Annotated in this window: 20 protein-coding genes; 7 read left to right on the forward strand and 13 right to left on the reverse strand. The window is 53.2% G+C overall.

The genetic code is table 11. The features are described from left to right. The 3 genes from R6U67_RS08990 to R6U67_RS09000 form a co-directional block, all read right to left on the reverse strand. A partial coding sequence (locus R6U67_RS08990) for an endonuclease MutS2 (protein WP_410252235.1) occupies window positions 1-1,354 on the reverse strand: 1,354 nt, incomplete at its 3' end. A gap of 91 nt (window positions 1,355-1,445) precedes the next feature. Next, window positions 1,446-2,306, reverse strand: coding sequence for an NAD(P)-dependent oxidoreductase (locus R6U67_RS08995; protein ID WP_410252236.1), 861 nt, complete (start codon window positions 2,304-2,306; stop codon window positions 1,446-1,448). 245 nt (window positions 2,307-2,551) lie between these two features. Beyond that, the gene (locus R6U67_RS09000) at window positions 2,552-2,935 is read right to left on the reverse strand and encodes a DoxX family protein (RefSeq protein ID WP_410252237.1); all 384 of its coding nucleotides are present in this window, start codon (window positions 2,933-2,935) and stop codon (window positions 2,552-2,554) included. Window positions 2,936-3,003: 68 nt separating this feature from the next. Between R6U67_RS09000 and R6U67_RS09005 the strand changes: the two genes are divergently transcribed. Then, window positions 3,004-3,666: a class I SAM-dependent methyltransferase gene (locus R6U67_RS09005; protein ID WP_410252238.1), complete on the forward strand. Its 663-nt coding sequence runs from the start codon at window positions 3,004-3,006 to the stop codon at window positions 3,664-3,666. Between the two features lie 16 nt (window positions 3,667-3,682). Here the strand turns inward: R6U67_RS09005 and R6U67_RS09010 are convergent, their stop codons facing one another. Next, window positions 3,683-5,440, reverse strand: coding sequence for a ShlB/FhaC/HecB family hemolysin secretion/activation protein (locus R6U67_RS09010; RefSeq protein ID WP_410252239.1), 1,758 nt, complete (start codon window positions 5,438-5,440; stop codon window positions 3,683-3,685). A 775-nt stretch (window positions 5,441-6,215) separates the two neighbouring features. Between R6U67_RS09010 and glpX the strand changes: the two genes are divergently transcribed. Further along, window positions 6,216-7,253, forward strand: a complete 1,038-nt coding sequence (gene glpX, locus R6U67_RS09015) for a class II fructose-bisphosphatase (protein WP_410252240.1) — start codon at window positions 6,216-6,218, stop codon at window positions 7,251-7,253. A gap of 137 nt (window positions 7,254-7,390) precedes the next feature. Then, window positions 7,391-8,677, forward strand: coding sequence for a glutamyl-tRNA reductase (locus R6U67_RS09020; RefSeq protein ID WP_410252241.1), 1,287 nt, complete (start codon window positions 7,391-7,393; stop codon window positions 8,675-8,677). Between the two features lie 95 nt (window positions 8,678-8,772). On the opposite strand, the gene R6U67_RS09025 is transcribed toward R6U67_RS09020, so the two are convergent. After that, window positions 8,773-8,994 (reverse strand): hypothetical protein, encoded by a 222-nt coding sequence (locus R6U67_RS09025; protein WP_410252242.1) that lies wholly within the window; start codon window positions 8,992-8,994, stop codon window positions 8,773-8,775. Between the two features lie 68 nt (window positions 8,995-9,062). On the opposite strand from R6U67_RS09025, the gene R6U67_RS09030 reads away from it, so the two are divergent. After that, the gene (locus tag R6U67_RS09030) at window positions 9,063-10,847 is read left to right on the forward strand and encodes a sugar phosphorylase (protein WP_410252243.1); all 1,785 of its coding nucleotides are present in this window, start codon (window positions 9,063-9,065) and stop codon (window positions 10,845-10,847) included. Between the two features lie 164 nt (window positions 10,848-11,011). Here R6U67_RS09030 and R6U67_RS09035 read toward each other — a convergent pair whose 3' ends face one another. Both R6U67_RS09035 and R6U67_RS09040 read right to left on the reverse strand, forming a co-directional pair. Next, window positions 11,012-11,386, reverse strand: a complete 375-nt coding sequence (locus R6U67_RS09035) for a DUF1823 family protein (RefSeq protein WP_410252244.1) — start codon at window positions 11,384-11,386, stop codon at window positions 11,012-11,014. A 73-nt stretch (window positions 11,387-11,459) separates the two neighbouring features. Then, window positions 11,460-11,981 (reverse strand): hypothetical protein, encoded by a 522-nt coding sequence (locus R6U67_RS09040; protein ID WP_410252245.1) that lies wholly within the window; start codon window positions 11,979-11,981, stop codon window positions 11,460-11,462. Window positions 11,982-12,414: 433 nt separating this feature from the next. Between R6U67_RS09040 and R6U67_RS09045 the strand changes: the two genes are divergently transcribed. The 3 genes from R6U67_RS09045 (at window position 12,415) to adhE (ending at window position 16,736) form a co-directional block, all read left to right on the forward strand. Then, window positions 12,415-12,885 carry a hypothetical protein gene (locus R6U67_RS09045; protein ID WP_410252246.1) on the forward strand — a complete coding sequence of 157 codons (471 nt, stop codon included), beginning with the start codon at window positions 12,415-12,417 and terminating at the stop codon, window positions 12,883-12,885. Window positions 12,886-13,113: 228 nt separating this feature from the next. Continuing rightward, entirely contained in the window at window positions 13,114-13,788 is a 675-nt protein-coding gene (locus R6U67_RS09050; RefSeq protein ID WP_410252247.1) for a hypothetical protein, read from the forward strand. Between the two features lie 257 nt (window positions 13,789-14,045). Beyond that, window positions 14,046-16,736, forward strand: a complete 2,691-nt coding sequence (gene adhE, locus R6U67_RS09055; RefSeq protein WP_410252248.1) for a bifunctional acetaldehyde-CoA/alcohol dehydrogenase — start codon at window positions 14,046-14,048, stop codon at window positions 16,734-16,736. Window positions 16,737-16,868: 132 nt separating this feature from the next. Here the strand turns inward: adhE and R6U67_RS09060 are convergent, their stop codons facing one another. The 6 genes from R6U67_RS09060 to R6U67_RS09085 all read right to left on the reverse strand — a co-directional run bounded on the left by R6U67_RS09060 (window position 16,869) and on the right by R6U67_RS09085 (window position 23,609). After that, window positions 16,869-17,468, reverse strand: a complete 600-nt coding sequence (locus R6U67_RS09060) for a GerMN domain-containing protein (RefSeq protein WP_410252249.1) — start codon at window positions 17,466-17,468, stop codon at window positions 16,869-16,871. Between the two features lie 130 nt (window positions 17,469-17,598). Continuing rightward, the gene (gene lpxB / locus R6U67_RS09065; protein WP_410252250.1) at window positions 17,599-18,768 is read right to left on the reverse strand and encodes a lipid-A-disaccharide synthase; all 1,170 of its coding nucleotides are present in this window, start codon (window positions 18,766-18,768) and stop codon (window positions 17,599-17,601) included. After that, window positions 18,765-19,583, reverse strand: a complete 819-nt coding sequence (lpxA, locus tag R6U67_RS09070; protein WP_410252251.1) for an acyl-ACP--UDP-N-acetylglucosamine O-acyltransferase — start codon at window positions 19,581-19,583, stop codon at window positions 18,765-18,767. Before lpxA ends, lpxB begins: the two co-directional genes overlap by 4 nt. Before the next feature lie 134 nt (window positions 19,584-19,717). Beyond that, window positions 19,718-20,224 (reverse strand): 3-hydroxyacyl-ACP dehydratase FabZ, encoded by a 507-nt coding sequence (gene fabZ, locus R6U67_RS09075; protein ID WP_068790157.1) that lies wholly within the window; start codon window positions 20,222-20,224, stop codon window positions 19,718-19,720. Between the two features lie 81 nt (window positions 20,225-20,305). Beyond that, entirely contained in the window at window positions 20,306-21,187 is an 882-nt protein-coding gene (gene lpxC / locus R6U67_RS09080) for a UDP-3-O-acyl-N-acetylglucosamine deacetylase (RefSeq protein WP_410252252.1), read from the reverse strand. Between the two features lie 52 nt (window positions 21,188-21,239). Beyond that, window positions 21,240-23,609, reverse strand: coding sequence for a BamA/TamA family outer membrane protein (locus R6U67_RS09085; protein WP_410252253.1), 2,370 nt, complete (start codon window positions 23,607-23,609; stop codon window positions 21,240-21,242). Window positions 23,610-23,675 lie beyond the last annotated feature (66 nt).

The following is a 23,675-nucleotide window of genomic DNA, read 5'->3' on the forward strand; positions in this document are numbered from 1 at the left end:
CCGTCAACCGGGCGCGATCGCTCAGATATTGCAACAGGGCGATCGCCAACGCACTCCCCTCAGAAGGATCGGTTCCCGCGCCCACTTCATCCAACAACACCAGGGCATTTTCATCCTCAGCCACCGCTTCTAAAATGCGACTAATGCGGCGGATATGACCGGAAAACGTGGATAAACTTTGTTCAATCGACTGTTCATCACCGATATCCGCCAACACTTGCGAGAACCAGGGCAGTTCCACCGGTTCCCGCGCCGGAATAAACAAGCCCACTTTGGCCATCAACATGGCTAAACCGAGGGTTTTCAAGGTGACGGTTTTACCCCCGGTATTTGGCCCCGTAATCGTGACAACGCGGATATCCGGCGACATGGAGACGTTAATGGGAACCACCGCATTTCCCTGTTCATGCTTTTCTTGCCAAACTAAGAGGGGATGACGCAGTTGGCGCAGTTCCGTGGCTTGCGTCGCGTCGACAAATCGCGGTGGGTTGGCGTTTAACCAGATGCTATAGCGGGCGCGGGCTGTGGCTAAATCCAGTTGGGTGACGATCGCCAACAACCGTTCTAAATCAGGAATCACCTCGGCGATGCTTTGGCTGAGTTTGCGTAACACCACTTCTTCGGCGTTTTTCTCTTGTCGCTGGAGGGTTCGTAGTTTGTTGTTCTCGTTGACGATCGCCCGAGGTTCGATATAGAGGGTGGCCCCGGTGGCGGAACTGTCATGAACAATCCCTGGAATTTTCTCTTTTTGGGGCGCTTTGACGGGCAAGACAAAGCGATCGCCGCGACTGGTGATGAGATGTTCTTGCAGGGCGCTTCCCTGACGCTGAATGATGCGGTTGAGGGTTTGGTAGATGCGATCGCGCACCTGTTTGAGTTGGCGTCGGATACCTTCGAGTTGGGGGCTGGCGCGATCGGCTACGTCTCCCCGTTCGTCGATACAATGATGAATCTCTTGTTCTAAGTCGGGATAGGTGCGTAATTCCGACACCAAGGCTCGTAACACCGGAACCTCTAATTCAGTGTTATCAATGACTCGCCGCAGTTGTCGCGCCCCGGAGAGGGTGGTGGCGATGTTCAGGAGTTCGTCTCCCTGCAACATCCCGCCAATCTCGGCCCGTTCTAGGGGTTCCCATATATCACGAATGCCGCCAAATGTCAAGCTATCTTGAGGACTCATGTCCAACCCATAGGCTTCCTGGGTTTGTTGCAGAAGCTGTTGGCTGTGTTGGCGATCGCCGGGGATGGCCAGTTGTCGAGCGGCGATCGCCCCGATTTTAGTGGCGGCGAAGGTGGAGAGATGTTGGCAAAGCCGTTGCCATTCCAGGAGATTGAGGGTTTCTTCGCGAATCAAGATCAGCTTAGTGAGGTGTGACGGTAGTGGTCTTGTTATTCTATCGAGAATTGCGGCCGTTCAACAATGGCCGGGCGATCGCCGTCATGGGTTAACCTCCTTTCACCGCCTCAAACAACGCCGAATAGTCAGAATCCGCCAAACCTTGGGCGATCGCCTGTTCCACCACTTGCGACACCGCCTGACTCAACTGTGCATCAATTCCCATCGCTTCAGCTTCGCGGCTAAACAGATTCATATCCTTCAATAAATGCTTACTGGGGAAATTAGGATTCTCATAATTTCCCGCCATCATCCGCGAGAGTTTCTTATCAAAGGTGGGAGCATACAAGGCACTTTGGCGGACAATTTCCATAAACGCCTCAATGTCAATTCCTTGCTGGTGAACCATGGCTAAACTTCCAGCAAACGCCGCTGTGAGAGAGCCAATCAGTTGATTCATGGCTAATTTCACGGCGGAACCACTACCCACTTCGCCCAGTAAAACCGGCTCCTTGCCAAATACTTTTAAAACAGGCAAACATTGCTCAAACAAGCTCGGAGTTGCCCCCACCATGACCAATAATTCGCCGGTTTTGACTTGGGGAATACTTCCCAACACCGGGGCTTCGAGATACGCGCCTCCCGCCGCTTCAATGTCGTGTTGTAGGGTTTGACTTTCACTGGGGGCAATGGTTGCCATTTGGATTAAGGTTTTGCCCGTCCATTTGGCTTTCGCTGCGTCGCTGAGGAGGGTTTCGCGAATGGCCTCGGCATTGGTGAGCATGGTGATGAGACAATCCGCCTCTTGGAGAACCTCGACGGGAGAGGATGCGATCGCGCCCCCAGCGGCTTTAATGGGATCTAGTTTGGCAGTGGTGCGGTTATAGGCGATGATGTCATAGTTGGATTCTAGTAGTTTGAGTGCCATGGGTTGCCCCATTAAGCCGGTTCCTAAAATGCCAATTTTCATGATTTTTGTGACTCCTTGAATTATGATAATAACGATTCCATAGTGCGTTCTGGCAAGTTTAAATAGCAATTTCAAAGTTTACAATGATGTTGAGCCAGAACGCACCCTACCCCGTTTGCCTCTTGCCATCCCCTCTTGGGAGGGGTTAGGGGTGGGTTATGCCTGTTCCCTTCTCCTAACCTATTTTGCCTCTTGCCATCCCCTCTTGGGAGGGGTTAGGGGTGGGTTATGCCTATTGCCTTCTCCTACCGATATCCTGCTAGGCGATCGTCAATGCTCACCGGACCAGCACCAGAATAGAGAGTCATCATTAACCCTCCTAACAACCCTAGATTTTTAAAGAAGTTAGTTGTTTCTGTCGGGTCAGTTGGATTATGAAAAATAAAGCTAGTGGGGACAATAAAAATAATGAGTAAGATAACTCCAATTCGAGTCTTGTAGCCCAAAATCAATGATAAACTTCCCAAGATTTGAAAGACAATTGTTCCCACTAGCAACACTTCGGGAAAGGGTAGTCCGGCGTTCTCCATCATGGTCGCAACTCCGGCAAAGCCAAAGATTTTAGAAATGCCAGCTCGCAGAAAAATGACCGCTAAAAAAAAGCGAGCAACCACAGGGATGTAATTCATGGACTGAACTCCTTATAATGAATCATAAACAAATTGATCCTTGCTACCTGACTTAAATCTTCACGGCCATGGGAATTTTACAAGACCGCGATCGCAGCAAACTCGACAGTAGCGATGATGCTCGATTCTACGAAATGCCCCGCTTCGTCACCCATGTCGATGAGAGCTTCATCGACCAACTGACGCAATTGTATCGCGATCGCCTGCAAGCCAACAGCCGCATCCTCGACCTCATGAGTAGCTGGGTATCCCATCTTCCCGAGGATATCCCCTTTACTCATGTCGAGGGTCATGGGATGAACGAGGCTGAACTGGCGAAAAACCCCCAGTTAGACCATTACATCGTCCAGAACCTCAACCATAATCACCAACTCCCCTACGAGGATAACGAGTTTGACGCAGTTCTCAACGCCGTCTCCATTCAGTATCTACAACATCCTGAGGACGTTTTCGCCGAAATCCACCGCATCCTCAAACCCGGCGGACTCGCCATTGTCAGCTTCTCCAACCGGATGTTCTACCAAAAAGCCATCCAAGCCTGGCGTGAGGGAAGCGAAGCCAGTCGAGTGCAATTAGTGAAACGCTATTTTCAAGCGGTTCCGGGTTTCGCCGAACCCGAGGTCATTATCAAAACCTCCGACGTTCCCCCGGTTCTACAAATGATGGGATTCGCCGGATCTGACCCCTTTTATGCGGTGATTGGCGAGAAAACTCTCGTAAAATCGGCTTAGATTAGCGTAACTCTCCTTAAAACGGCTGCCATTCGAGCTGAAAATAGAGTTCCTGACGCTCGAAGACATCGCGGTTATCCCGTTCATCGACATCGACGAGGGGAATCCCCCAGTCGAGTTTAGCCGAGAGGCGATCGCCTAAGCCGAACTGAAGTCCCAAGCCGATCGAGGCCAGGGTATTGGTATCGAGATCCACATCGCCTTGATTCCAAACCGTTCCCACATCGACAAAGGGACGCAATTCTAGGCGCGTCTCTCCAGCGTCAGCCGTCCAGATGGGAAACCGCAGTTCCGCCGAGGCGAACAGGCCACTATCAGCCAAGAGAAAGTCTTGGCTATAGCCGCGTACACTGAAGTTTCCCCCTAAGCCAAAGCGTTCTAGGGGAACCATCGAGGTCGTCGACAGTTGCAGATCTGAGCGCAATAACAGAGAGGTTCCGTTGGGGGCCAATAACCGTAGATATTGCGCTTGTCCGCGCCAATTGAAGAAACGACCATCGGGTTCACGGCTGTTGATGGTGTCATTGCTAAAAATGGGAATCCCCCAATTGAACTGCGATCGCGCCGCGAACACTTCCCGAGATCCCCGCTGAGTCCATTCTTGGAAAAACCGCAACACCGACAGGCGAGTTTCCCCGTCATCATTGGCCCCGACTGAAAGCGCAAAGGGTTCCTCTAATAACGAGGTTTCACTTTCCCGACGGGAGAACGTCAACCCCAGGGAAAATTCCTCGGTGGGGGTGCGATGGAGCGGTTGACGATAGGTGAGTTCGTAGTCTCGGGAATCGGCGATAATATCCAACTCATCGAAGGGAGATTCAATAATTTCGCTCCCTGTAATCCGAAACGAGGTTTCCAGGGTTCCATTGCGAGGGTTGATGGGGAGGCGATAGGCGGCTTGGAGTTCGTCACTCCCCTCGGTGCGACTATAACTGATGCGGGCGCGATCGCCCCAGCCGGTGAGGTTGCGCTCTTCGAGTTCCACGGTTCCTCGATAGGCTCCCACCGTCGGCGAGCGGCCCGTATCGAGCCGCAACAGGGGGCGAAAACTGGGCGCTTCAGTAATCTCGACTTCGAGGAGATTGAATCCCGGCCGAGGACTGGCGGAGAGTTCCGCTGAGAGATTCTCAATCAGGGGATCGAGTTGCAGGAGTTGTAAGGCTTCGAGGAGTTCGTTGATATTGAGAGGAGCCTCAGCCGCTAAATTGAGGCGCGATCGCACGTAATCGGGATTCAGACGGCGATCGCCACTGACGACGATATCCTCCAAGGCCCCTTCAATCACCTGAATCGTGACAATCCCATCCTCAATCGTTTGTGGCGGAAGGAGCGCTCCCGAGGTGACATAGCCTTGCTCAACATAAAACTGCGTTACCGCCGAGCGAGCTTGCAACAACTGAGCAAAAGACATCTCGCCGATAAACGCCTCTAACAGCGGCGCGAAGTCCTCGGCGCTAAACTGCGTACTTCCCTCAACCCGATAACCACGCACCTCAATGGTTCCTTCAAGGCGATCGAGTTGCTCATCCGTCTCACCGTCGGGCCGGGGTTCTAAAAGCTCTTCCGGGGGAGGGAGTCGTTCCGGGAACTCCAAATCAGGAAACGGCTCTTCTGGAGACGGACGAACTTGGGCCAGGCGATCGCTGGCGGGATTGATCGTGTCCGTCCCCCGCTCAACGGCCCAGATGGGAGCCAACGGAACCATCAAAATGACTGTCGTACTGACAAGGAACAGTCCTGGAGAATAGCGGTGAACCTGATTGAGTTTGCCCATCCAACGAAAACAATATCTTGAAAGATATCAATAAACTTGTCATTCCCAAGTGACCCCGCGACGTGACCGGAGATCGAACACCAGTCTGGCATATCTTAATCGGTTTTCAACCAGAATGGCTCAATTGTCGTCGGGTTTCCCACCGTTTCCCTTTCTGGGTCGATCTCGCTTGATCCGGAGGAAACCACCCCCATGGCCATCTATCCCGAAGCCGATCGCCGGCCCAGACTCCTCAATGCACAAAACTTAACACCATTGGCCCCCAGTTCGTTCCCCCTTCGCACCCCGTTCGCACCCCGTTCCTGTACAATCTGGCCCGAGCGCTGATCCCCCTTTCGCGGAACCGAGGCCACCCTTCCCTGGCCCCTTAACCGTCCCCCCCAGGCCTCGCCTTAGAGCTTGAGATTAGAGCGTGATTGGGGAAATTGAGGGCTGTCTTGATTGTTACTTCTATCTGTGGGAAACTTTACTGCAAGCCTGTCAAGTCGCGTTCTCCTGGGTTTCGCTCACTCAACTGATAAAAAGTTTTGCTGACAGCTTGACGGCGAACGGTCCGGAAATATCGTAAGATTGTCCGGTGTGGCATTTCCTAGTGAGTGGTAAACCGCCAGAGATGGTGACCATAGGAGAATGCCGTCTTCTCATGTTCAGGGAGAGTTGCTGTCGTCAAATACGCAGCCTTTGTCCTGGTCAAACTGTTAAGAGTTCGTTTACAAAAAACGGGATAAAATCCCATCGAACTCACCGATAAATATCTTTTGGGAGAATAGAATTCGTGGAAAGTACCCTCGGGCTAGAAATTATTGAAGTCGTTGAGCAGGCGGCGATCGCCTCAGCTCATTGGATGGGAAAAGGTGAAAAAAACACCGCCGACCAAGTGGCTGTTGAAGCCATGCGTGAACGGATGAATAAAATCCACATGCGCGGTCGCATCGTCATCGGAGAAGGAGAGCGGGACGACGCTCCCATGCTCTACATTGGCGAAGAAGTGGGCATTTGTACCCAAGAAGATGCAAAACGAGTTTGTAACCCCGACGAACTGGTTGAAATCGACATCGCCGTTGATCCCTGCGAAGGAACCAACCTCGTCGCCTATGGACAAAACGGGTCCATGGCCGTATTGGCCATTTCCGAAAAAGGCGGTTTGTTCGCCGCACCCGACTTCTACATGAAAAAATTAGCCGCTCCCGCTGTGGCCAAAAATCATGTGGACATCCGCAAATCAGCCACGGAAAACCTACGCATCCTGGCCGACTGCATGGATCGCACCATCGAGGAATTGGTGGTCGTGGTCATGGATCGCCCCCGTCACAAAGACTTGGTTCAAGAAATCCGCCAGGCTGGCGCTCGTGTGCGTCTGATTAGTGATGGTGACGTGTCCGCCGCCATCTCCTGCGCCTTCGCCGGAACCAACATCCACGCGCTGATGGGAATTGGCGCCGCACCCGAAGGGGTGATTTCCGCCGCCGCCATGCGCTGTCTCGGAGGCCACTTCCAAGGACAACTCATCTATGACCCGGCTGTGGTGAAAACGGGCCTGATTGGTGAAAGCAAAGAAAGCAACCTCGAACGTCTCGCTAGCATGGGCATTGATGACCCCGATAAGGTCTATGATGCTCATGAACTCGCTTGTGGTGAAACGGTCCTGTTCGCCGCTTGTGGGATTACCCCCGGAACCCTGATGGAAGGGGTACGCTTCTTCCACGGTGGCGCTCGGACTCAGTCTTTGGTCATTTCGAGCCAAAGCAAAACGGCTCGCTTCGTCGATACTGTTCACATGACCGACGCACCCCGCCGTCTGCAACTGAAATAGAACGCCAATTGAGCGCTATTTCGCTTCGTTAAAGAGGGGTTCCCCGGTTCGCGCGATCGCCTTCGCGTTATACTGAGCCATAGGGGAACTCCTCCGAACCGACTCCGACCCTGATAACAAACTCTTACCAAATCATTATGAATATCGCTGTTGTTGGGCTAAGCCACAAAACAACGCCAGTCGAAATTCGTGAAAAACTGAGTATCCCAGAACCGCAAATCGAGGCCGCGATCGCCCAGCTTTCGAGCTATCCCAATATTGAAGAAGTGGCTCTGCTGAGTACCTGTAACCGCCTCGAAATCTATTTCATTGCGAAAGACACCGAACCTGCGGTTCGAGAAGTAAGCCAGTTTCTAGCGGATCGTTCCCGGATCTATCTCCCCCAATTACGTCCCTATTTGTTTGTCCTGTTGCACCAGGACGCCGTCATGCACCTATTGCGCGTCAGTGCGGGACTCGAAAGTTTAGTCCTCGGGGAAGGACAAATCCTGGCGCAAGTCAAAACCACCCACAAACTCAGTCAGAAGTATAAAGGGGTGGGACGGGTGTTAAATCAGTTATTTAAACAGTCCATTAGTGCCGGAAAACGGGTTCGCACTGAAACCAGTATCGGCACTGGCGCCGTCTCCATTAGTTCGGCGGCGGTAGAGTTGGCCCAGATGAAAGTCCCCAACCTAGGAAGCCAACGCCTCTGTGTCATGGGGGCCGGGAAAATGTCCCGACTCCTGGTGCAACACGCGATCGCCAAAGGCGCGAACAGCCTAACCCTAGTGAATCGCTCCCAACATCGGGCCGAGGAATTGGCCGGAAAGTTCCCCGACGCCAATATTAACGTTCGTCCCTGGGATGAGATGTTAGCGGCGGTGGCTGACTCGGATATGGTGTTTACCGGAACCGGCGCCACCGAACCCATCCTCCATTGTGACAACTTGCGGGCCGTGGCTCATCCCGGCTTAATGCTGTTTGATATCGCTGTTCCCCGCAACGTTCACGCCAATGTCAGCGAGTTGGAGGAGGTTCAATGCTTCAACGTCGATGATCTCAAAGCGGTGGTGGCCCAAAACCAAGAAAGTCGCCGTCAAATGGCCATGGAAGCCGAAATGCTTCTCGAAGATGAGTTGGCCAGCTTTGAGTCTTGGTGGCGATCGCTCGAAACCGTCCCCACCATCAGCAGCCTGCGTCGCAAAGTTGAAACCATCCGCGAACAGGAACTCGAAAAAGCTTTATCTCGCTTAGGTGCTGAGTTTGCCGAGAAGCATCAAGAAGTGATTGAGGCCCTAACTCGCGGCATCGTCAACAAAATCCTCCATGATCCCATGGTACAACTGCGGGCTCAACAGGATATTGATGCTCGCCGTCGAGCCATGAAAACCCTGCATCTTTTGTTTGACTTAGAACTCGAAGAAGAGATTGCTCGTAGCTAACCGCCATTCCCGGCAAAAATGACCGTTTAGTGGCTAAACGAGACGTACCTGAGGTGCGTCTCGTTTTTTGTGTTTTGGGCAGCTTGAGCGCCACGTCAGAGCCAGCTTAGAGAGAGTTTGGCGTACCAACTCCAGAAAAAAAACTTGACGCGATCGCCAACCTTCGCTAAATTTTCGGAAACTTTGCCGGATTTGGCGACAGACTTCAAGTTTTCATAACATAACCAATCGCTGGCGATCGTTGGATTCCCAATTTGATCCGCAATTTGATCCGCAATTTGATCCCCAATTTGATCCCCAAGCGGTAACGAAACCATCAAATTGGCGATCGCCAACCCCGTACCCTAAATCCTTAAACCCATCACTTCTCTCAAGATTGCATCCTATGAATTCATCGATCCCATCCTTTTCCACCGTCAACCGTCCCTATAAGATCTTCACCCGCCGCATCCTCCCCCTCTTACAATCCGTCTATGACGACGAGACGGCTCAATCGCTCCTCGATCGCATTTATGACCGCTTATCCCCCTTACTCTCCGACTCCCTCGACGAAGATTTAGGAAAATGGAGTCAAGATAACATTCTCCTGATTACCTACGGCGACAGCATCCGCCGCGAAGGAGAAAAACCCCTCGTCACCCTCGGTCGTTTTCTCCATGACTACCTCAAAGACACCATCACCGGCGTTCATATCCTCCCCTTTTGTCCCTACAGTTCCGACGATGGCTTTGCGGTGATTGACTATCGAGCCATCAACCCCGAACTCGGGACCTGGGACGATATTAAGGCGATCGCCAACGACTTTAACCTCATGGTGGATCTCGTCATCAACCACACCTCCAGTCAAAGTGAGTGGTTTCAGCAGTTCAAACAGGGACAAAAACCCGGTTGTGACTATTTCATCTGCGTCGATGCAGACACCGATGTCTCCCAAGTCGTCCGACCTCGCAACAGTCCCCTCTTAGTTCGTGTTGACACTCCCAGCGGCGACAAACATATCTGGGCCACCTTCAGCGAGGATCAAGTCGATCTCAATTTTGCCAATCCCGAGGTCTTACTCGAATTTGTCGATATCCTTCTCTATTACGTGCAAGCCGGGGCCAGTTATATTCGCCTCGATGCGATCGGCTATCTCTGGAAACAATTAGGAACCCCTTGCATTCATTTACCGCAAACTCATGCCTTAATTAAAGTCTTGCGAGAAATCCTGCAAACCCTCAATCCCCAGGTGGCGTTAATTACCGAAACCAATGTTCCCAACCGGGAAAACCTGAGCTATTTCGGCAACCGCAACGAAGCTCACATGATCTATAACTTTAGCCTGCCACCGTTATTGCTCAACGCCTTATTACAGGGCAAATCAGAGCATTTACGCACCTGGATGATGAGTATGCCTCCCGCACCTCTCGGCTGTGCTTATTTTAACTTCACCGCCTCCCATGATGGCATTGGCCTACGGCCAACGGAAGGACTCCTCACCGATGAAGAATATGAGCAACTCATTGCCACCATGAAACGCTTTGGCGGTGAAATTAGTATGCGACAACAAGCCGATGGGTCTGAGAGTCCCTATGAGATTAATATCTCTTTGTTTGAAGCCTTAAAAGGAACCGTGAAGGGGGAAGATGAATGGCAAATTCAACGCTTTCTCTGTTCCCAGACGATTATGATGTCCTTGGAGGGGATTCCGGCTTTTTATATTCATAGTTTGTTAGCCACGGGGAACGATCGCGAGAAAATGGCTCAAACGGGACGCAAGCGTTCTATCAATCGTCACCAATGGGATGAGGCAGAGTTAATGACCTATCTCGATGATCCTCACTCACCGCAAGCTCAGGTATTACAAGAACTGAGCCGTTTAATTCGCATTCGTCGCAAACAACCGGCGTTTCACCCCAATGCCACTCAATATACGTTGCATTTGAAGAAGTCGTTATTTGGCTTTTGGCGGCAAAGTATCAATCGCGATCAGAGTATTTTCTCGATTCACAATTTGAGCGATCGCCCCAAAAAGTTACCGTTAACGGAGTTGAATTTGGTCTGTACTGATCCGTGGTGTGATTTGATTAGTGGCCAGGAAATCACGGATATTTATCAGGATTTACATTTGCAACCCTATCAATCGATGTGGATCACTAATGTCGCTATGAATGTAGCGATGAACCAGTAACCATCTCCCTTTCCCTCGTGTTTCCCTCGTGTCATGGCTGAAGCCGTGACACGCACTCTCGGCGGCTCTGCCGCCTGAGAGGGAGGCAGAGCCTCCCGTTGGGCATTCCTTGGCAGAGCCAAGGAACGAGAAAGAGACGGGGGAGACGAGGGAGACGAGGGAGATTAGATCTCAATCTCGTGTTCTACCATGTAATTGAGCAGCCAGTTCGCCATCGTAGCTCGCCGAGTTTCTAGGGGTGAAAACTCACCAATTTTATAGCCTTTAAATCCTAACTTTTCCTTGAGAAGTTGTTTATTGGGCTTGGGAATTGAACGAGTGAGTTTCACATTGGGAGGACGATGTTCAATAAAATCTGGGGGTTCAGGATAGGTCTCTCGCCAGTCTTCAGCAACTTGCTCGGTCTTCCACTGTTGCTGCTGTGGATCATAGCGATAGCCTAAATAATGCCAAACTAGGCGGTTAACCGTCTCATTGTCCAACTCTTTATTGAGGATCGCCCAGATCGTTTCGCGGTTTAGGGGAGGAAGTTCAGTCATGATGGTTTAAGCGAAGATGCCGTGATGTGTATCGGGTGAGCGGTCAATTGCCCACCCAACTTATCGTTAAACCTTAAATCTTAACGATTAACTGTTGTAGCGTGAAGTGGGCGATCGCCAAACTCAGACGAGCTTGGTCCAAACTTGACAGTTGCTCCCAAGGGTGGCCCACGGAATAATCCGGCGTTTCACCGTCTATCCCAGTCGCGAAGGGGCCAGCTAACCCCTGTAACTCTTCCATCGTCGAGTGAGGAAGCAGTGGCTGAACACAAGCGATCAGCTGATCGAGGCGGGAGAGATCTCGGCTGCTGATTTGCTTCGCCAGTCCGCAGATGCGCTTGAGGAGAGGGGCCGGGACTTGAGTACCAAAGCGTTCACACAGTTGTGCGTAAATCATACAACTGTCGAGTTGAGCAAAAAAAACCGGCGAGCGATCGCCTAAATTCAAATCATCAACCTTGAGGGGATCGCGAAACGCCGGAGTTTCATCGAGATCTTCACATTCACCGGGATTCCAGGGATAGGTGACATCCTCCCCAAATAACACCGTTTCGAGTAGATCGAATTCAGCTTGAGTTTGCGAGGATGATTCCATAGATGAACGGGACGATAAAATCATGACAGTACGGGGCAATAGAGGACGCGCAGATCTAGCAGTTGAGCGTTGACCGCCGAGCGTTGAGCGTTGACCGTTGAGCGTTGAGCGTTGACCGTTGACAGTTGACCGTTGGCTATGAGACAACGGCATTATATGTTTTCACGATTGTTTTCACGATTGTTTTCACGATTGTCTTCACGATTAACGGCAGGTTCGAGGGAGCAACGGCTCGACCGGCCAGGCGAAAATCATGGATTCCCAAGAGACATAACCGGTCATCGACCAGTTTCATGACTGTCTCAACTGCTGACTCCCTCAACTACAGCATGACCCAAGGGGGTTCCGCAACTGTGGGCGAGAATTCCCGTTCAATCGAGAAAACCCAACGACAAACCCCAATGAAGATCAACCTGGGCGATTAACCAGAATCATGAAACGGATGCAGCCCCTTGTCCTGGACAGCCAACTCACCCCTGAGACGGACGATACCTTGCACCAGTTGGCCTGGGCGATCGAGTCTGGCCAGGGGCAATTTGAGCCGATTTTTGCCCGCTGTGACTCCCTCTCACGGCGCGATCGCCTCATCCAACACCTGCATCAGATCACCTCCGTTCCCCTGCAAGAGATCGTTCTTCCCCCCAATAGCGACCATCCCTACTCCATCATGTCCCAGCAACTGGTCATCGACCCCCCCCAGGCCCTGATGATCCTGGGTCTCGATCGCCTACAGCAACCCCTCATCGTCCTCGAATCCCTGAACCAAATGCGGGAAATGTTTCGCCAGCGTTTTCCCTGTCCCGTCATTTTTTGGCTCAACGGAACACTACAAAAACAACTGATTCGCCACGCACAAGACTTTGAAAGTTGGGGCATCGCCCTAGATCTTGACCCCTCAACTTAGCCCTATCCCAGCCAAGACGATCCGAGAGCTGATTTTTACCCCTCTTAAACCTTAAAAGAATCTAAAAAAATAGCCCCAAGTGACCTAAATCAGCAGTGATTCTCGATTCTGCATCCTAGCGAACCATCGCGATCGCAATTCTATGAAAAACTTGAAATCAGTCCTTTGAATGATGAGTGGTCAATCTAATCGCGTTACCATAGACATCAAAAGCTCAATAGGCTCGCTATGACATCGAAACTTTTTGCCCTATTACTGGCCCTAACCGTTCCCTTATCCCTGGTTGGCTGTGCCGGGGAGGACACAACCACCGAAGAAACAACCCCTTCAGAGGCTGTGGAGACACCAGGGGAAAGTCCCACCGCTCAAACTCCCCCCACATCAGGGAACCCACCCAACCCGCCCAATAGCGCCCCCCCTCCCGATAACGTCGAGGACTGGTTCACCTACGAACCGCCCGATGGACGCTATCAAATCAAATTTCCCCGACAACCCCTTGAACAAAACGACACGGCCATCACCGAAAATAATCAGGAAATCGAAGTCTACATGGCAATTTACGAAGACGGGAGCCAAGGGCGAGCCTATATGAGCGGTGCTAACGAAATTCCCCTCCCCGAAGGGGCCAGCTTTGACGTCGAACAAGGCCTCGATGGTGGGCGAGATAACGCCGCCAATAGCACCAACTCTGAAGTTGAAAGCGAAGAAAGTATTAACATTGAGGGACTTCCCGCGCGCTCTATTATCATGCGCAATTCCCAGGGAATTCGCTTTAAACTGATGATGATCGCCGATACTGAAGAGGCCGTTCTCTATCAACTGTTAGTCGGCGCACAAGACGGTAATCTCGACTTTCCCGAAGCCGAAACATTTTTCGACTCCTTTAAGATTACTCGGTCTTAACATTAAGCCGAGGTTTTAACAAGTTGGCCACCTCAAAACAGTGACTCAATCTCGAGTGACTTGAGTCAAATCAATTAATTCAATTGATTTGACCCAAAATTCCCCGCTTGACAAGGACTCTCAAGCATCGGGGACCATCTCAGCCCAACCTATCAGCTTGAATCAGGTTGAATCAGCGAGTCTGTGATCCCATCTCAGCTTGAGTCACTGTCGAGGCCCTACTGTTTATTTTGTTGCTCACTAAGGAAATGCCAATCATGACTGAGCTTGTCACGAACCTCGAACAACTCGAAGCCCATATCGCCAACGTCAAAGCCGCCCAAGAGGCCTATGCCAGCTTCAGCCAGGAGCAAGTTGATGTCATTTTCAAAAAAGCTGCCCTAGCTGCCAATGCGGCCCGCATTCCCTTAGCGAAGCTCGCCGTCGAAGAAACCGGCATGGGTGTCACCGAGGACAAAGTGATCAAAAACCACTTTGCCTCAGAAATTATCTACAACAAGTATAAAGCCGAGAAAACCTGCGGCATTATCGAAGAAGATAAATCCTTTGGCATTCAACGCATTGCCGAACCCGTTGGTATTTTAGCTGGGATTGTCCCGACGACAAATCCCACCTCAACGGCCATCTTCAAAGCCCTAATTACCCTAAAAACCCGTAACGCGATCATCTTTTCGCCTCACCCTCGGGCCAAACGCTGTACCATCGAAGCCGCCAAAATCGTCCGGGATGCCGCCGTCGCCGCCGGCGCACCGGAAAACATCATTGGCTGGATTGACGAGCCAACCGTGCCTCTCTCCCAAGCGCTCATGCAGCACCAGGATGTCAAACTGATCCTGGCCACCGGCGGCCCCGGAATGGTGAAAGCGGCCTATTCTTCGGGTAATCCCTCCCTCGGGGTCGGTGCCGGCAATACCCCCGCCCTGATCGACTCCAGCGCTCACATCAAAATGGCTGTGTCGTCGATTTTGCTCAGTAAAACCTTCGACAATGGCATGATTTGCGCCAGTGAGCAGTCCGTTGTCGTTCTCGATGATGTCTATGACGAGGTGCGTCAAGAATTTATCGATCGCGGCGCCTATCTCGTCAGCCCCGAGGAAGGCGATCGCCTCGGCAAACTCCTCATCAACAACGGACGACTCAACGCCAACATTGTCGGCCAATCCGTCGAAACCATCGCCGAGTTAGCCGACATCACCATTCCCGAGAACACCCGCGTTCTCATCAGCGAAGTCAGTGACATCAGCACCGACGAACCCTTCGCCTACGAAAAACTCTCCCCAGTCCTGGCCATGTATCGCGCCAGCGACTTTGACGAAGCCGTCGATAAAGCCGAGGCCCTCGTCGAATTTGGCGGACGGGGACATACCGCCGTTCTCTATATCAAACCCTCGGAATTTGACCATATCAAACAATTCGAGGACAAAATGCAGACGGCGCGGGTCCTCATCAACACTCCCTCCTCCCAAGGGGCGATCGGCGACCTCTATAACTTCCGCCTCGATCCCTCCCTCACCCTCGGCTGCGGCACCTGGGGGGGCAACTCCATCAGTGAAAACGTCGAACCCCATCACCTGCTCAACGTCAAAACCGTGGCCGAACGGCGGGAGAATATGTTGTGGTTCCGGATTCCCCCCAAAGTCTATTTCAAATATGGCTCTCTACCCGTAGCCCTGCGGGAACTCGCCGGCAAACAACGGGCCTTGATTGTCACCGACAAACCCCTCTACGACCTGGGGATGACGGCTTCGGTTGAAACGGTCTTAGAGGACATTGGCCTGAAATACACCGTGTTCTCAGAGGTTGAACCCGATCCCTCCCTCGAAACCGTCAATCGGGGCTTAGCCATGATGAACAACTTTCAACCCGATGTCATCATTGCCCTCGGCGGTGGGTCGCCGATGGATGCCGCTAAAATCATGTGGTTGATGTATGAGCATCCTGAAATCGAGTTTGAAGGCTTATCCATGCGCTTTATGGATATCCGCAAACGGGTCTATGATTTGCCCGAATTGGGCGAGAAAGCCATCTTAGTGGCGATTCCCACCACCTCAGGAACCGGCTCGGAAGTGACCCCCTTCGCTGTGGTGACCGATCGCCGCAACGATATCAAGTATCCCCTCGCCGACTACGCCCTCACCCCCACGATGGCGATCGTCGATCCCGAGTTGGTGTTGAATATGCCCAAAAGCCTCACCGCGTTCGGCGGCGTGGATGCCCTAACCCATGCCCTCGAAGCCTATGTGTCGGTGTTGGCCTCAGAATACACCAACGGCTTAGCCTTAGAGGCGATTCGGCTGATCTTTAAGTATCTCCCCGACTCCTACCACCAAGGGGCCGCCAATCCCAAGGCGCGGGAGAAAATGCACTACGCCGCCACCATGGCAGGGATGGCCTTTGCCAACGGCTTCTTAGGCATTTGTCACTCCATCGCCCACCAACTCGGGGCCACGTTCCATATCCCCCACGGTTTGGCCAATGCGGTGATGATTTCTCATATCATTCGCTACAACGCCACCAATGCGCCCTTTAAACAGGCCACGTTCTCCCAGTACAAGTATCCCAATGCGAAATGGCGCTATGCTCGCATTGCCGATCATCTGCAACTCGGCGGTGAGACGGAAGATGAGAAAATTGTGCGTCTGATTCAGGCGGTGGAACGTCTCAAACAAGAGGTGGGCATTCCCAGCGCCATGAAAGACCTGATTCAACTCGATGAAGCTCAGTTTAAGGTTCAAGTGGATCAAGTGGCCGATCACGCCTTTGATGACCAATGTACGGTCTCGAATCCTCGCTATCCCTTGATTACTGACCTCAAGCAGCTAATCTTCGATGCCTATTATGGCAATTTGGATCTCTCGTCTCTTAATGGCGGTCAAGCGACGGAACTCGATGGGGTTCCTGATGTTCCGGCGGAACCGGAAACGGAACCGGAAGTGGTCATGCAGTAGCCGAGCAGGTTACATCGGCCGATAGACATCTATAGACAGATGAAGTAGTACGCTATCTAAACGCAAAACCCAGGCAATACTTGTATTGCCTGGGTTTTTGTTGTCTATATTCAAGTGTCCAATGTTGGCGGATTATAAATCGTCCCGGCTCACAGGTTGGGGAACTTCTAATCCTTCACCGCCGAGGAGTTCGAGGGGTTCTCCCTCAACCGAGAGCCAAACCTCGGCATCAGGATCGAGACTGGTCGCCGTGTACACCACTTGATCGAGCCGGCCGATCATGGACGCGGAGCCACCCCCACGGGTAAATTCCGCCGAGAGATCCACCCGAACGCCGCTGTCGGTGATTTCTAAGTTTCTCAGTTGCGTCTCAGGGGGAATGGCGGTTAAGGCCGGGGAAGACTCGGAGCTGGCCAGCAGTTGGCGGAAGGCTTCCGTTAACATCAGCTCAGGGTCATTGCTGCTGAGGACATTGTTGGTATCATCTACGGTAATCGGCATCGCCAACAGTTCAAAGTCAGTGCCAGTATCCTGAAGCAGATAGATTTCTGGGATGGTCGTTTGGGCAACATTGCCCCCGTTGGCGGGTTCTGAGATGTCTGAGGGAGGATCGGGGATCTCCTCAACGCCACTTCGCTGAAGAACGGTAACGGTGGCGCCGCCGAGGACCAGAACAATAGCCAGTCCGGCCAGGAGACCAAGGGAACGGTTTTTTTGAGCTGAGTCTTTCATAAAACGTTGATACGGAGTCAGGGTTGTCGGTTGTCGGGGTCTTGACGGGTTTGCTCCTGTTTTACACTACATAAGGCTAAGGGGCTTTTCCAGATTAGCCCGAGTGGTTTGAGCGCCATGGGGAAGTTCCCTAGGGGCCACCCAGGAGGGCTAAAATTTCGCTAGCGGCGCGATCGCAGACCCCCACCTCACCAATCTGTTGTCGCATCTGAGCATACTGGTGCTGCATGGTGTCTCGCCGCTGATGGTCAAACAGGAGACTTAAGGCTTCTTGGACAATGTTGTCCGACGTGACCGCCTCTTGCATCAGTTCAGGGATAATCGCCGTCATGGTGACTAAGTTGGGAGGCGACATGAACTCGATTTTAAAGTCCAAAACGCGACGCGCAAAGCCAGCGGTGAGGGGATGAACGGCATAGACGGCAATCTGTGGCACGTTGAGCAGGGCCAGTTCCAGGTTAACGGTCCCCGACTTACTAATGGCTAAATCAGCGGCTGCTAGACGCTCTAGGCGGCGATCGCCGGTAATGTCGGCTCGCAGTCCCGCCGCATTGAGGGCCTGTTGTAAGGCATCCCGGTAAATGTCTAGGGATAGAGGAATCCAAAACTGAGCTTGGGGCAATTTGTCCTGAAGCTCTCGGGCCGCCGCAAAGATGGGAGGAACCAGATATTTGAGTTCTTGGTGACGCGAGGCCGGTAACAGGGCAATCACGATGTCGTCATCGGCGAGGTTTAAGGACTCGCGGGCGCTGTGGCGGTCGGGAGCTTGGGCCAGGCGATCGACCAGAGGATGGCCCACCCAAGTCACATTAGCCCCGCGCTCGCGAAAATAGCGGGCTTCTTCGGGGAAAATGGCCAAGAGACGATCGCACAGAGACACCAAACGCAAGGCATCGCGATCGCTCGGCGACCAAACCCAGGTCTGAGGGGCAATATAGTAGACGATGGGAACCTGGGGAAACTCCCGTTTAATGGCATTGCCCAAGCCCAGATTGGGTCCCATATAATCAATCAGAACCACCAAATCCGGAGGGTGCGATCGCAACGCCTTGAGGGCTTGTCGTTGCACCCATAGCGTCGGTAATAGAAACGGTAGAGACTCCAACAGGCCCACCGAGCCAATCCCACTGGTTTGAGCCAGCAGCGTCGCACCCGCCGCCGCCATGCGATCGCCCCCCAAGGCCACAATCTCCAACGGCGTTCCCTGCTGACGGCTGACCCGATAAAGGGCCTCAACCAACAAGGCCCCCTGTAAATCCCCCGAGACTTCCCCAGTACTGACAAAAATGCGCTGACTCACGAGGACTCACCCCGATGGCGACGCTGGCCACTAATGGGGCCTCGTCGTCCCGGTTGACGGGAAGCCTGTAAGAAATGCTGCAAATGCTGCACCTGGGGAGTTTCGGGTAATAACTCCAGGCGATCGAGAGCGCTCTCCAAGGTCAAGTCCGAGCGATAGAGGAGGCGAAAGGCCTTTTTCAAGGCCTGAAACGCCTGTCCCTCATCGACATCCATCAACCCCGCTCGTTGTAAGCCCACCTGATTCAACGCTCGCACCCGGCTAGGATTGCCTTCAACGAGCATATAGGGAGGAACATCACGGTCAATCCGGCTCATACCGCCTACCATCGATAACTCGCCGATATGGACAAACTGATGAACCCCCACCACCCCGCCAATGCGAGCATTCGACTCAACACACACATGACCCGCTAACTCCACCGCATTGGTAATCACCACCCCATTGCCAATCGTGCAGTTGTGGGCCACATGAACATAGGCCATCAACAAATTATTATCGCCAATGCGGGTCATTTCCCCCCCCTGAGTGGCGCGGTTAATGGTCACATATTCCCGAATCCGGTTATCATTGCCGATTGATACCCCACTGACCGCCCCCTCATATTTAAGATCTTGGGGTTCTAAGCCAATCGCAGCGCCGGGAAAAATATGATTGCGCTCACCAATCGCCGTTGCCCCATCAATGACCACATGGGCTTCAATGGTGGTATCTCGTCCGACCGTGACCTGTTGGCCAATAACGGCATAGGCCCCAACACGAACACTCGGGTGAAGTTGGGCCTGGGGATGAATGACAGCAGTTGGATGAATCATGTCTTGAGTTGATCGGTTGGCGAGCGGAAACTGCCGCCTCAAGGGGTTGGCGGTTATCCCTGTTCCGCATCCAGTGGCGCGGTTGTATCCGTGTGGGAGCATCCGTGAGTTGACCCTTATTCGTCCACTATCCGTTATTCCACCATCAGAGAAAACATGAGTTCCCCTTCACTCACCAACTGTCCATCCACTTCAGCGCGACCATACATTTTCCCGAAGCGCCGGCGTTTCGTCCAGAGGAGGTCAACGGTCATCACCAGTTGATCTCCAGGGACCACAGGCCGACGGAAGCGGACATTATCAATCCCCGCGAAGGTGAATAAGCCTTCCTCCATTTCGTGCATTTGGGTTAAGACTACCCCGCCCACTTGAGCCATAGCCTCAACAATCAAGACTCCGGGCATAATCGGTTTTCCGGGGAAATGGCCCTGAAAATGGGGTTCATTCACGGTGACATTTTTGATGCCCACGGCCCGTTTTTGCGGGATATATTCAATAATGCGATCGACCAAAGCGAAGGGGTAACGGTGGGGCAAGAGACGATGAATCTCGTCAACACTCAGCATGGTGGCTGGGGTTGAGACCGGTTCCGTTTCCGTCTGTTGGGCGTTGTTCGTGTTGGCGTCAATAAGTGTGGACATAATTGGCTTCAAGTACTGCGGCTAACGAAGATCCGGCTCGGCGCTGCCTGCGGCTTGCCCTCGGGATCCCCTAAAACTGGCTTATGCGTACCCGCGCGATCGCAGGCATTGAGCTAAGCGAACATGCAGGCGATGGCTCGCTTTATAAGCAAGAATATGAGCCACTGGAATCGGACCCAGTAAGCTCAGATCTCCTACTAAGTCTAAGATTTTATGACGCACTGGTTCATTTGCAAATCGCAAGGGAGGATTGAGCCAATGGTCACCGTCACAAACGAGAGCATTGTCTAAACATCCACCCCGAATGAGTCCCCGGCTCCGTAAAGATTCTACCTCATGGGCTAGTCCAAAGGTACGCGCTGGGGCAATCTCCTGGGCAAAGTCCTCCCTCACCGGAGTCCAGGTGTGCCATTGTTGACCGATCGCGGCGGCGGCGAAGTCAATGCCATAACTCAAGCGCAGCTGAGGCGCCGGCAGGGCGGCCACAAAGGCCTCTCCGTCCTGAATCCAAATCGGTTCAGGGAGGGGAGTCGGAACCGCCTCGCGGCAATAACAGGGAGTGACCCCGACGGCATCGATCGCCTCAATCCAATCTCGGGCAGAACCATCGAGAATTGGCACTTCGGGACCGTCGAGGTCAATCAGGACATCGCTAATGCCTCGGGCCGCTAAGGCGGCCAGTAAATGCTCAACGGTTTGGGCGCTGACCTCTCCTTGAGCCAGTTGGGTACAGAGGGGACTCGGCTGCACGACCTCGGGGGAGAGCGTCAGGGGGGCGCTTCCGGGGAGATCCCGTCGTTGCAGGAGCCGTCCCTGGCCTGGGGAGAGGGGATGTAGTTGTACGTTGGTCGCTTGGCCTGAATGGAGGCCAATGCCATGACACCGGAGCGATCGCCGCAGGGTGCGTCCCCCCTGAGTTAAGTCACAGGGGGAGGAGATGGGGGTCGAGGAAGACACAGACATGAGACGAGAGCCGTTGAAAGGGGATGAACACTCAGGAGTGACTTAGAGTGACCTAGAATCGCTGACCAATGCCGAAGTGAAAGCGGTTGTCCCCCTCGTCGTTGATGGCAAAATCGACCCGAATCGGGCCAATGGGGGATTGGATGCGTAAACCCAAGCCATAGCCTAAGCCGTTTCCGGGTTTATCTCGAACGTCAGCCGGGTTTCCGGGGACATCTCCAGCCGTGCCCAGGTCAGTTCCCACATCTAGGAAGGCCACGCCGCCGACAATGGAGAAGATGGGGAAGCGATATTCAGCGGTGGCTTGCAGGAAGGAGCGACCGGCCCCGAGAGCGCCTTCAGCGTACCCCCGCACTGAGTTCACACCCCCGAGGACAAAGGCTTCATAGGGGGGCATATCCCCGATGATGGTTCCGCCTTGCACGTTAAAGGCTAGGGCCTGGGAGCCTTCGAGATCCAGGAAATTCACCGGTAGATAGTAGCTATAGCTGCCCCGTAGTCGGTTAAAGGAGACGTTGTCATCGAAGGGGAGGACTTGTTCGGTACTGAAACTGACCCGATCGCCCCGTGTGGGGTCCAGGGCATTATTGCGGCGATCGCGAGCTAACCCTAAGCGCACGCTGGCCATAAAGTCGGTACCATCTTCGTTGGCTGAGAGCAAGTTACCCAGCTCATCGCGGGGAGTGCGATCGCCGTCGGAGTCGCGAATGGTCACTTCTTGCACTTGCAAGCCTAACGAGGCGGTCCAAGCTTGTCGGTTATCAAAGACATCTCGGGTGAGGGGACGGGTAAAGGTCACGCCGCCACCGAGACGGTCGATGCGGGGGCGATCGCCATTGGGTAATTCTACTTCTGGCTGATCCTCACCGCTGTCAAACACCAAGGAAATTGAGCGCCGCCGGAATAGATTGACGTTATAAGCGGTTCGGAAGGGGTCGCCCCCAATCCACGGATCGGTAAAATTGACATCAAAGAATAACCCTCGGGTTCCCAGTTGCACTTCGGCGCCGAGGGTTTGGTTATTACCGCCAAAGTTCTGTTCTTGATAACTAGCGGTTCCAAAGAACCCCCCGACGGAACTAAAGCCACCCCCAGCGGCCACAGAGCCAAAACTGCCCTCAATCGCATTAACCACCACCACGGCTTGACGAGGATTCTCTCCCGGTTCCACCGAGAGGTTGATGTCGTCAAATAGCCCTAAGCTAAAAACTCGCTGTAAATCATTTTGGATGCGATCGCGGTTGAAGACATCTCCTGGCTGCGATCGCATTTCTCGGGTGACGATAAAGGGTCGGGTGCGTCCCTCAATGGCTTGTCCCTCTTCATCGACCGCCTGACCGTCTTCACTGAGAAAACGAATTTCAATCTCCTCAATGACCCCCTCGGCCACATCCAGGGTCACCACCCCATCGGGGGAGACGGGGGGAGGGGTCACGGGACCGCTTTCGGGGAGCGGCGGCGGGTCTAGCACTTGGGCCAGAACATAGCCATTGGTCTGATACCAACGATTCACCGCTTCGACCCCGTCCTGGAAGTCACGCAAATTGAGAATCGTCCCATACTGCTCGCCGAAAATGTCATCAACGCGCTCTTGGCTGAGAACTTGGTTATTCTCCACCGCAACTCGGTTCAGGGTGGGGTTCGGTAAAACCTCGAAAATAATTCGCACCCCTAAAGGGGTTTCTTCGGCCAGGGGTTCAACCCGGCCAAAAAACCCGGTTGCATAGATAGCATTCACGTCGTCTTGCAGTTGGCGACTGGTGGTCGTCCGTCCCGGTTGGGTGCGGATGCTGTCATAGACCTCATTTTGCAGATCTAAGTCCAGGGGTCGTCCATCGGTTTGTCGCACTAACACTTCTGAGACGAGGACCTGAGGTTGTTCAGATGTCTCTTGAGCCAGCCGTGGTGAATCCTCGGGCGTCGGCTGGGGTGTTGCTGTCTGAAATCGTTCCGGTATCTCAGGAATCTCGACGGTTGCTGCTGTCTCGTCTGCTGTCTCGTCTGCTGTCTCGTCTGCTGTCTCGTCTATTGTTTCAGGGGCGAGATGATCTAACTCCGGTACGTCGAGGGTTTCCGGGGCTGAGGCGACGGACCAGGTATCGAGATCCAGGTCAGCCAAATTCATCTCAGCTACAGACGCTGACTCCTCTAATCGACTCGTCACGCTTAACTCCTGAGGGACTTGCACCTGAGGGACTTGCGCCTGAGGGACTTGCACCTGAGGGAATGCCTCGTCTGAGGCGATCGCCGCCGGCGGCGGATTCGACGAAATTTCCTTTAGCTTCAAGGACCCTGGAGGCGTCGACTCCAGAGATTTTTGCATCGGTTGGCTGTCCATCGCCAGCCCCGCTTCCCCCAGGCTCAGAGCCATAGCCACTGATAACAGCGTTAGAGAAGACCATTTAGAATTGTCCACAGTCACGTTTCAACCTCCACACACCAAATAACGCATCGTTCACCCTCGCCATCGTCCGATACCCAGATAGAT

It is taken from the genome of Sodalinema sp., assembly GCF_046483825.1.
Taxonomy (GTDB): Bacteria; Cyanobacteriota; Cyanobacteriia; order Cyanobacteriales; family Geitlerinemataceae; genus Sodalinema.

Excerpts from the sequence above, each read along its gene's own strand:
- R6U67_RS08995 (WP_410252236.1), bottom strand. The coding sequence starts at position 2,306 with ATGAAAATTGGCATTTTAGGAACCGGCTTAATGGGGCAACCCATGGCA.
- R6U67_RS09000 (WP_410252237.1), bottom strand. The coding sequence starts at position 2,935 with ATGAATTACATCCCTGTGGTTGCTCGCTTTTTTTTAGCGGTCATTTTT.
- R6U67_RS09005 (WP_410252238.1), top strand. The coding sequence starts at position 3,004 with ATGGGAATTTTACAAGACCGCGATCGCAGCAAACTCGACAGTAGCGAT.
- R6U67_RS09010 (WP_410252239.1), bottom strand. The coding sequence starts at position 5,440 with ATGGGCAAACTCAATCAGGTTCACCGCTATTCTCCAGGACTGTTCCTT.
- R6U67_RS09020 (WP_410252241.1), top strand. The coding sequence starts at position 7,391 with ATGAATATCGCTGTTGTTGGGCTAAGCCACAAAACAACGCCAGTCGAA.
- R6U67_RS09025 (WP_410252242.1), bottom strand. The coding sequence starts at position 8,994 with ATGGTTTCGTTACCGCTTGGGGATCAAATTGGGGATCAAATTGCGGAT.
- R6U67_RS09030 (WP_410252243.1), top strand. The coding sequence starts at position 9,063 with ATGAATTCATCGATCCCATCCTTTTCCACCGTCAACCGTCCCTATAAG.
- R6U67_RS09035 (WP_410252244.1), bottom strand. The coding sequence starts at position 11,386 with ATGACTGAACTTCCTCCCCTAAACCGCGAAACGATCTGGGCGATCCTC.
- R6U67_RS09040 (WP_410252245.1), bottom strand. The coding sequence starts at position 11,981 with ATGGAATCATCCTCGCAAACTCAAGCTGAATTCGATCTACTCGAAACG.
- R6U67_RS09045 (WP_410252246.1), top strand. The coding sequence starts at position 12,415 with ATGAAACGGATGCAGCCCCTTGTCCTGGACAGCCAACTCACCCCTGAG.
- R6U67_RS09050 (WP_410252247.1), top strand. The coding sequence starts at position 13,114 with ATGACATCGAAACTTTTTGCCCTATTACTGGCCCTAACCGTTCCCTTA.
- adhE (WP_410252248.1), top strand. The coding sequence starts at position 14,046 with ATGACTGAGCTTGTCACGAACCTCGAACAACTCGAAGCCCATATCGCC.
- R6U67_RS09060 (WP_410252249.1), bottom strand. The coding sequence starts at position 17,468 with ATGAAAGACTCAGCTCAAAAAAACCGTTCCCTTGGTCTCCTGGCCGGA.
- lpxA (WP_410252251.1), bottom strand. The coding sequence starts at position 19,583 with ATGATTCATCCAACTGCTGTCATTCATCCCCAGGCCCAACTTCACCCG.
- fabZ (WP_068790157.1), bottom strand. The coding sequence starts at position 20,224 with ATGTCCACACTTATTGACGCCAACACGAACAACGCCCAACAGACGGAA.
- lpxC (WP_410252252.1), bottom strand. The coding sequence starts at position 21,187 with ATGTCTGTGTCTTCCTCGACCCCCATCTCCTCCCCCTGTGACTTAACT.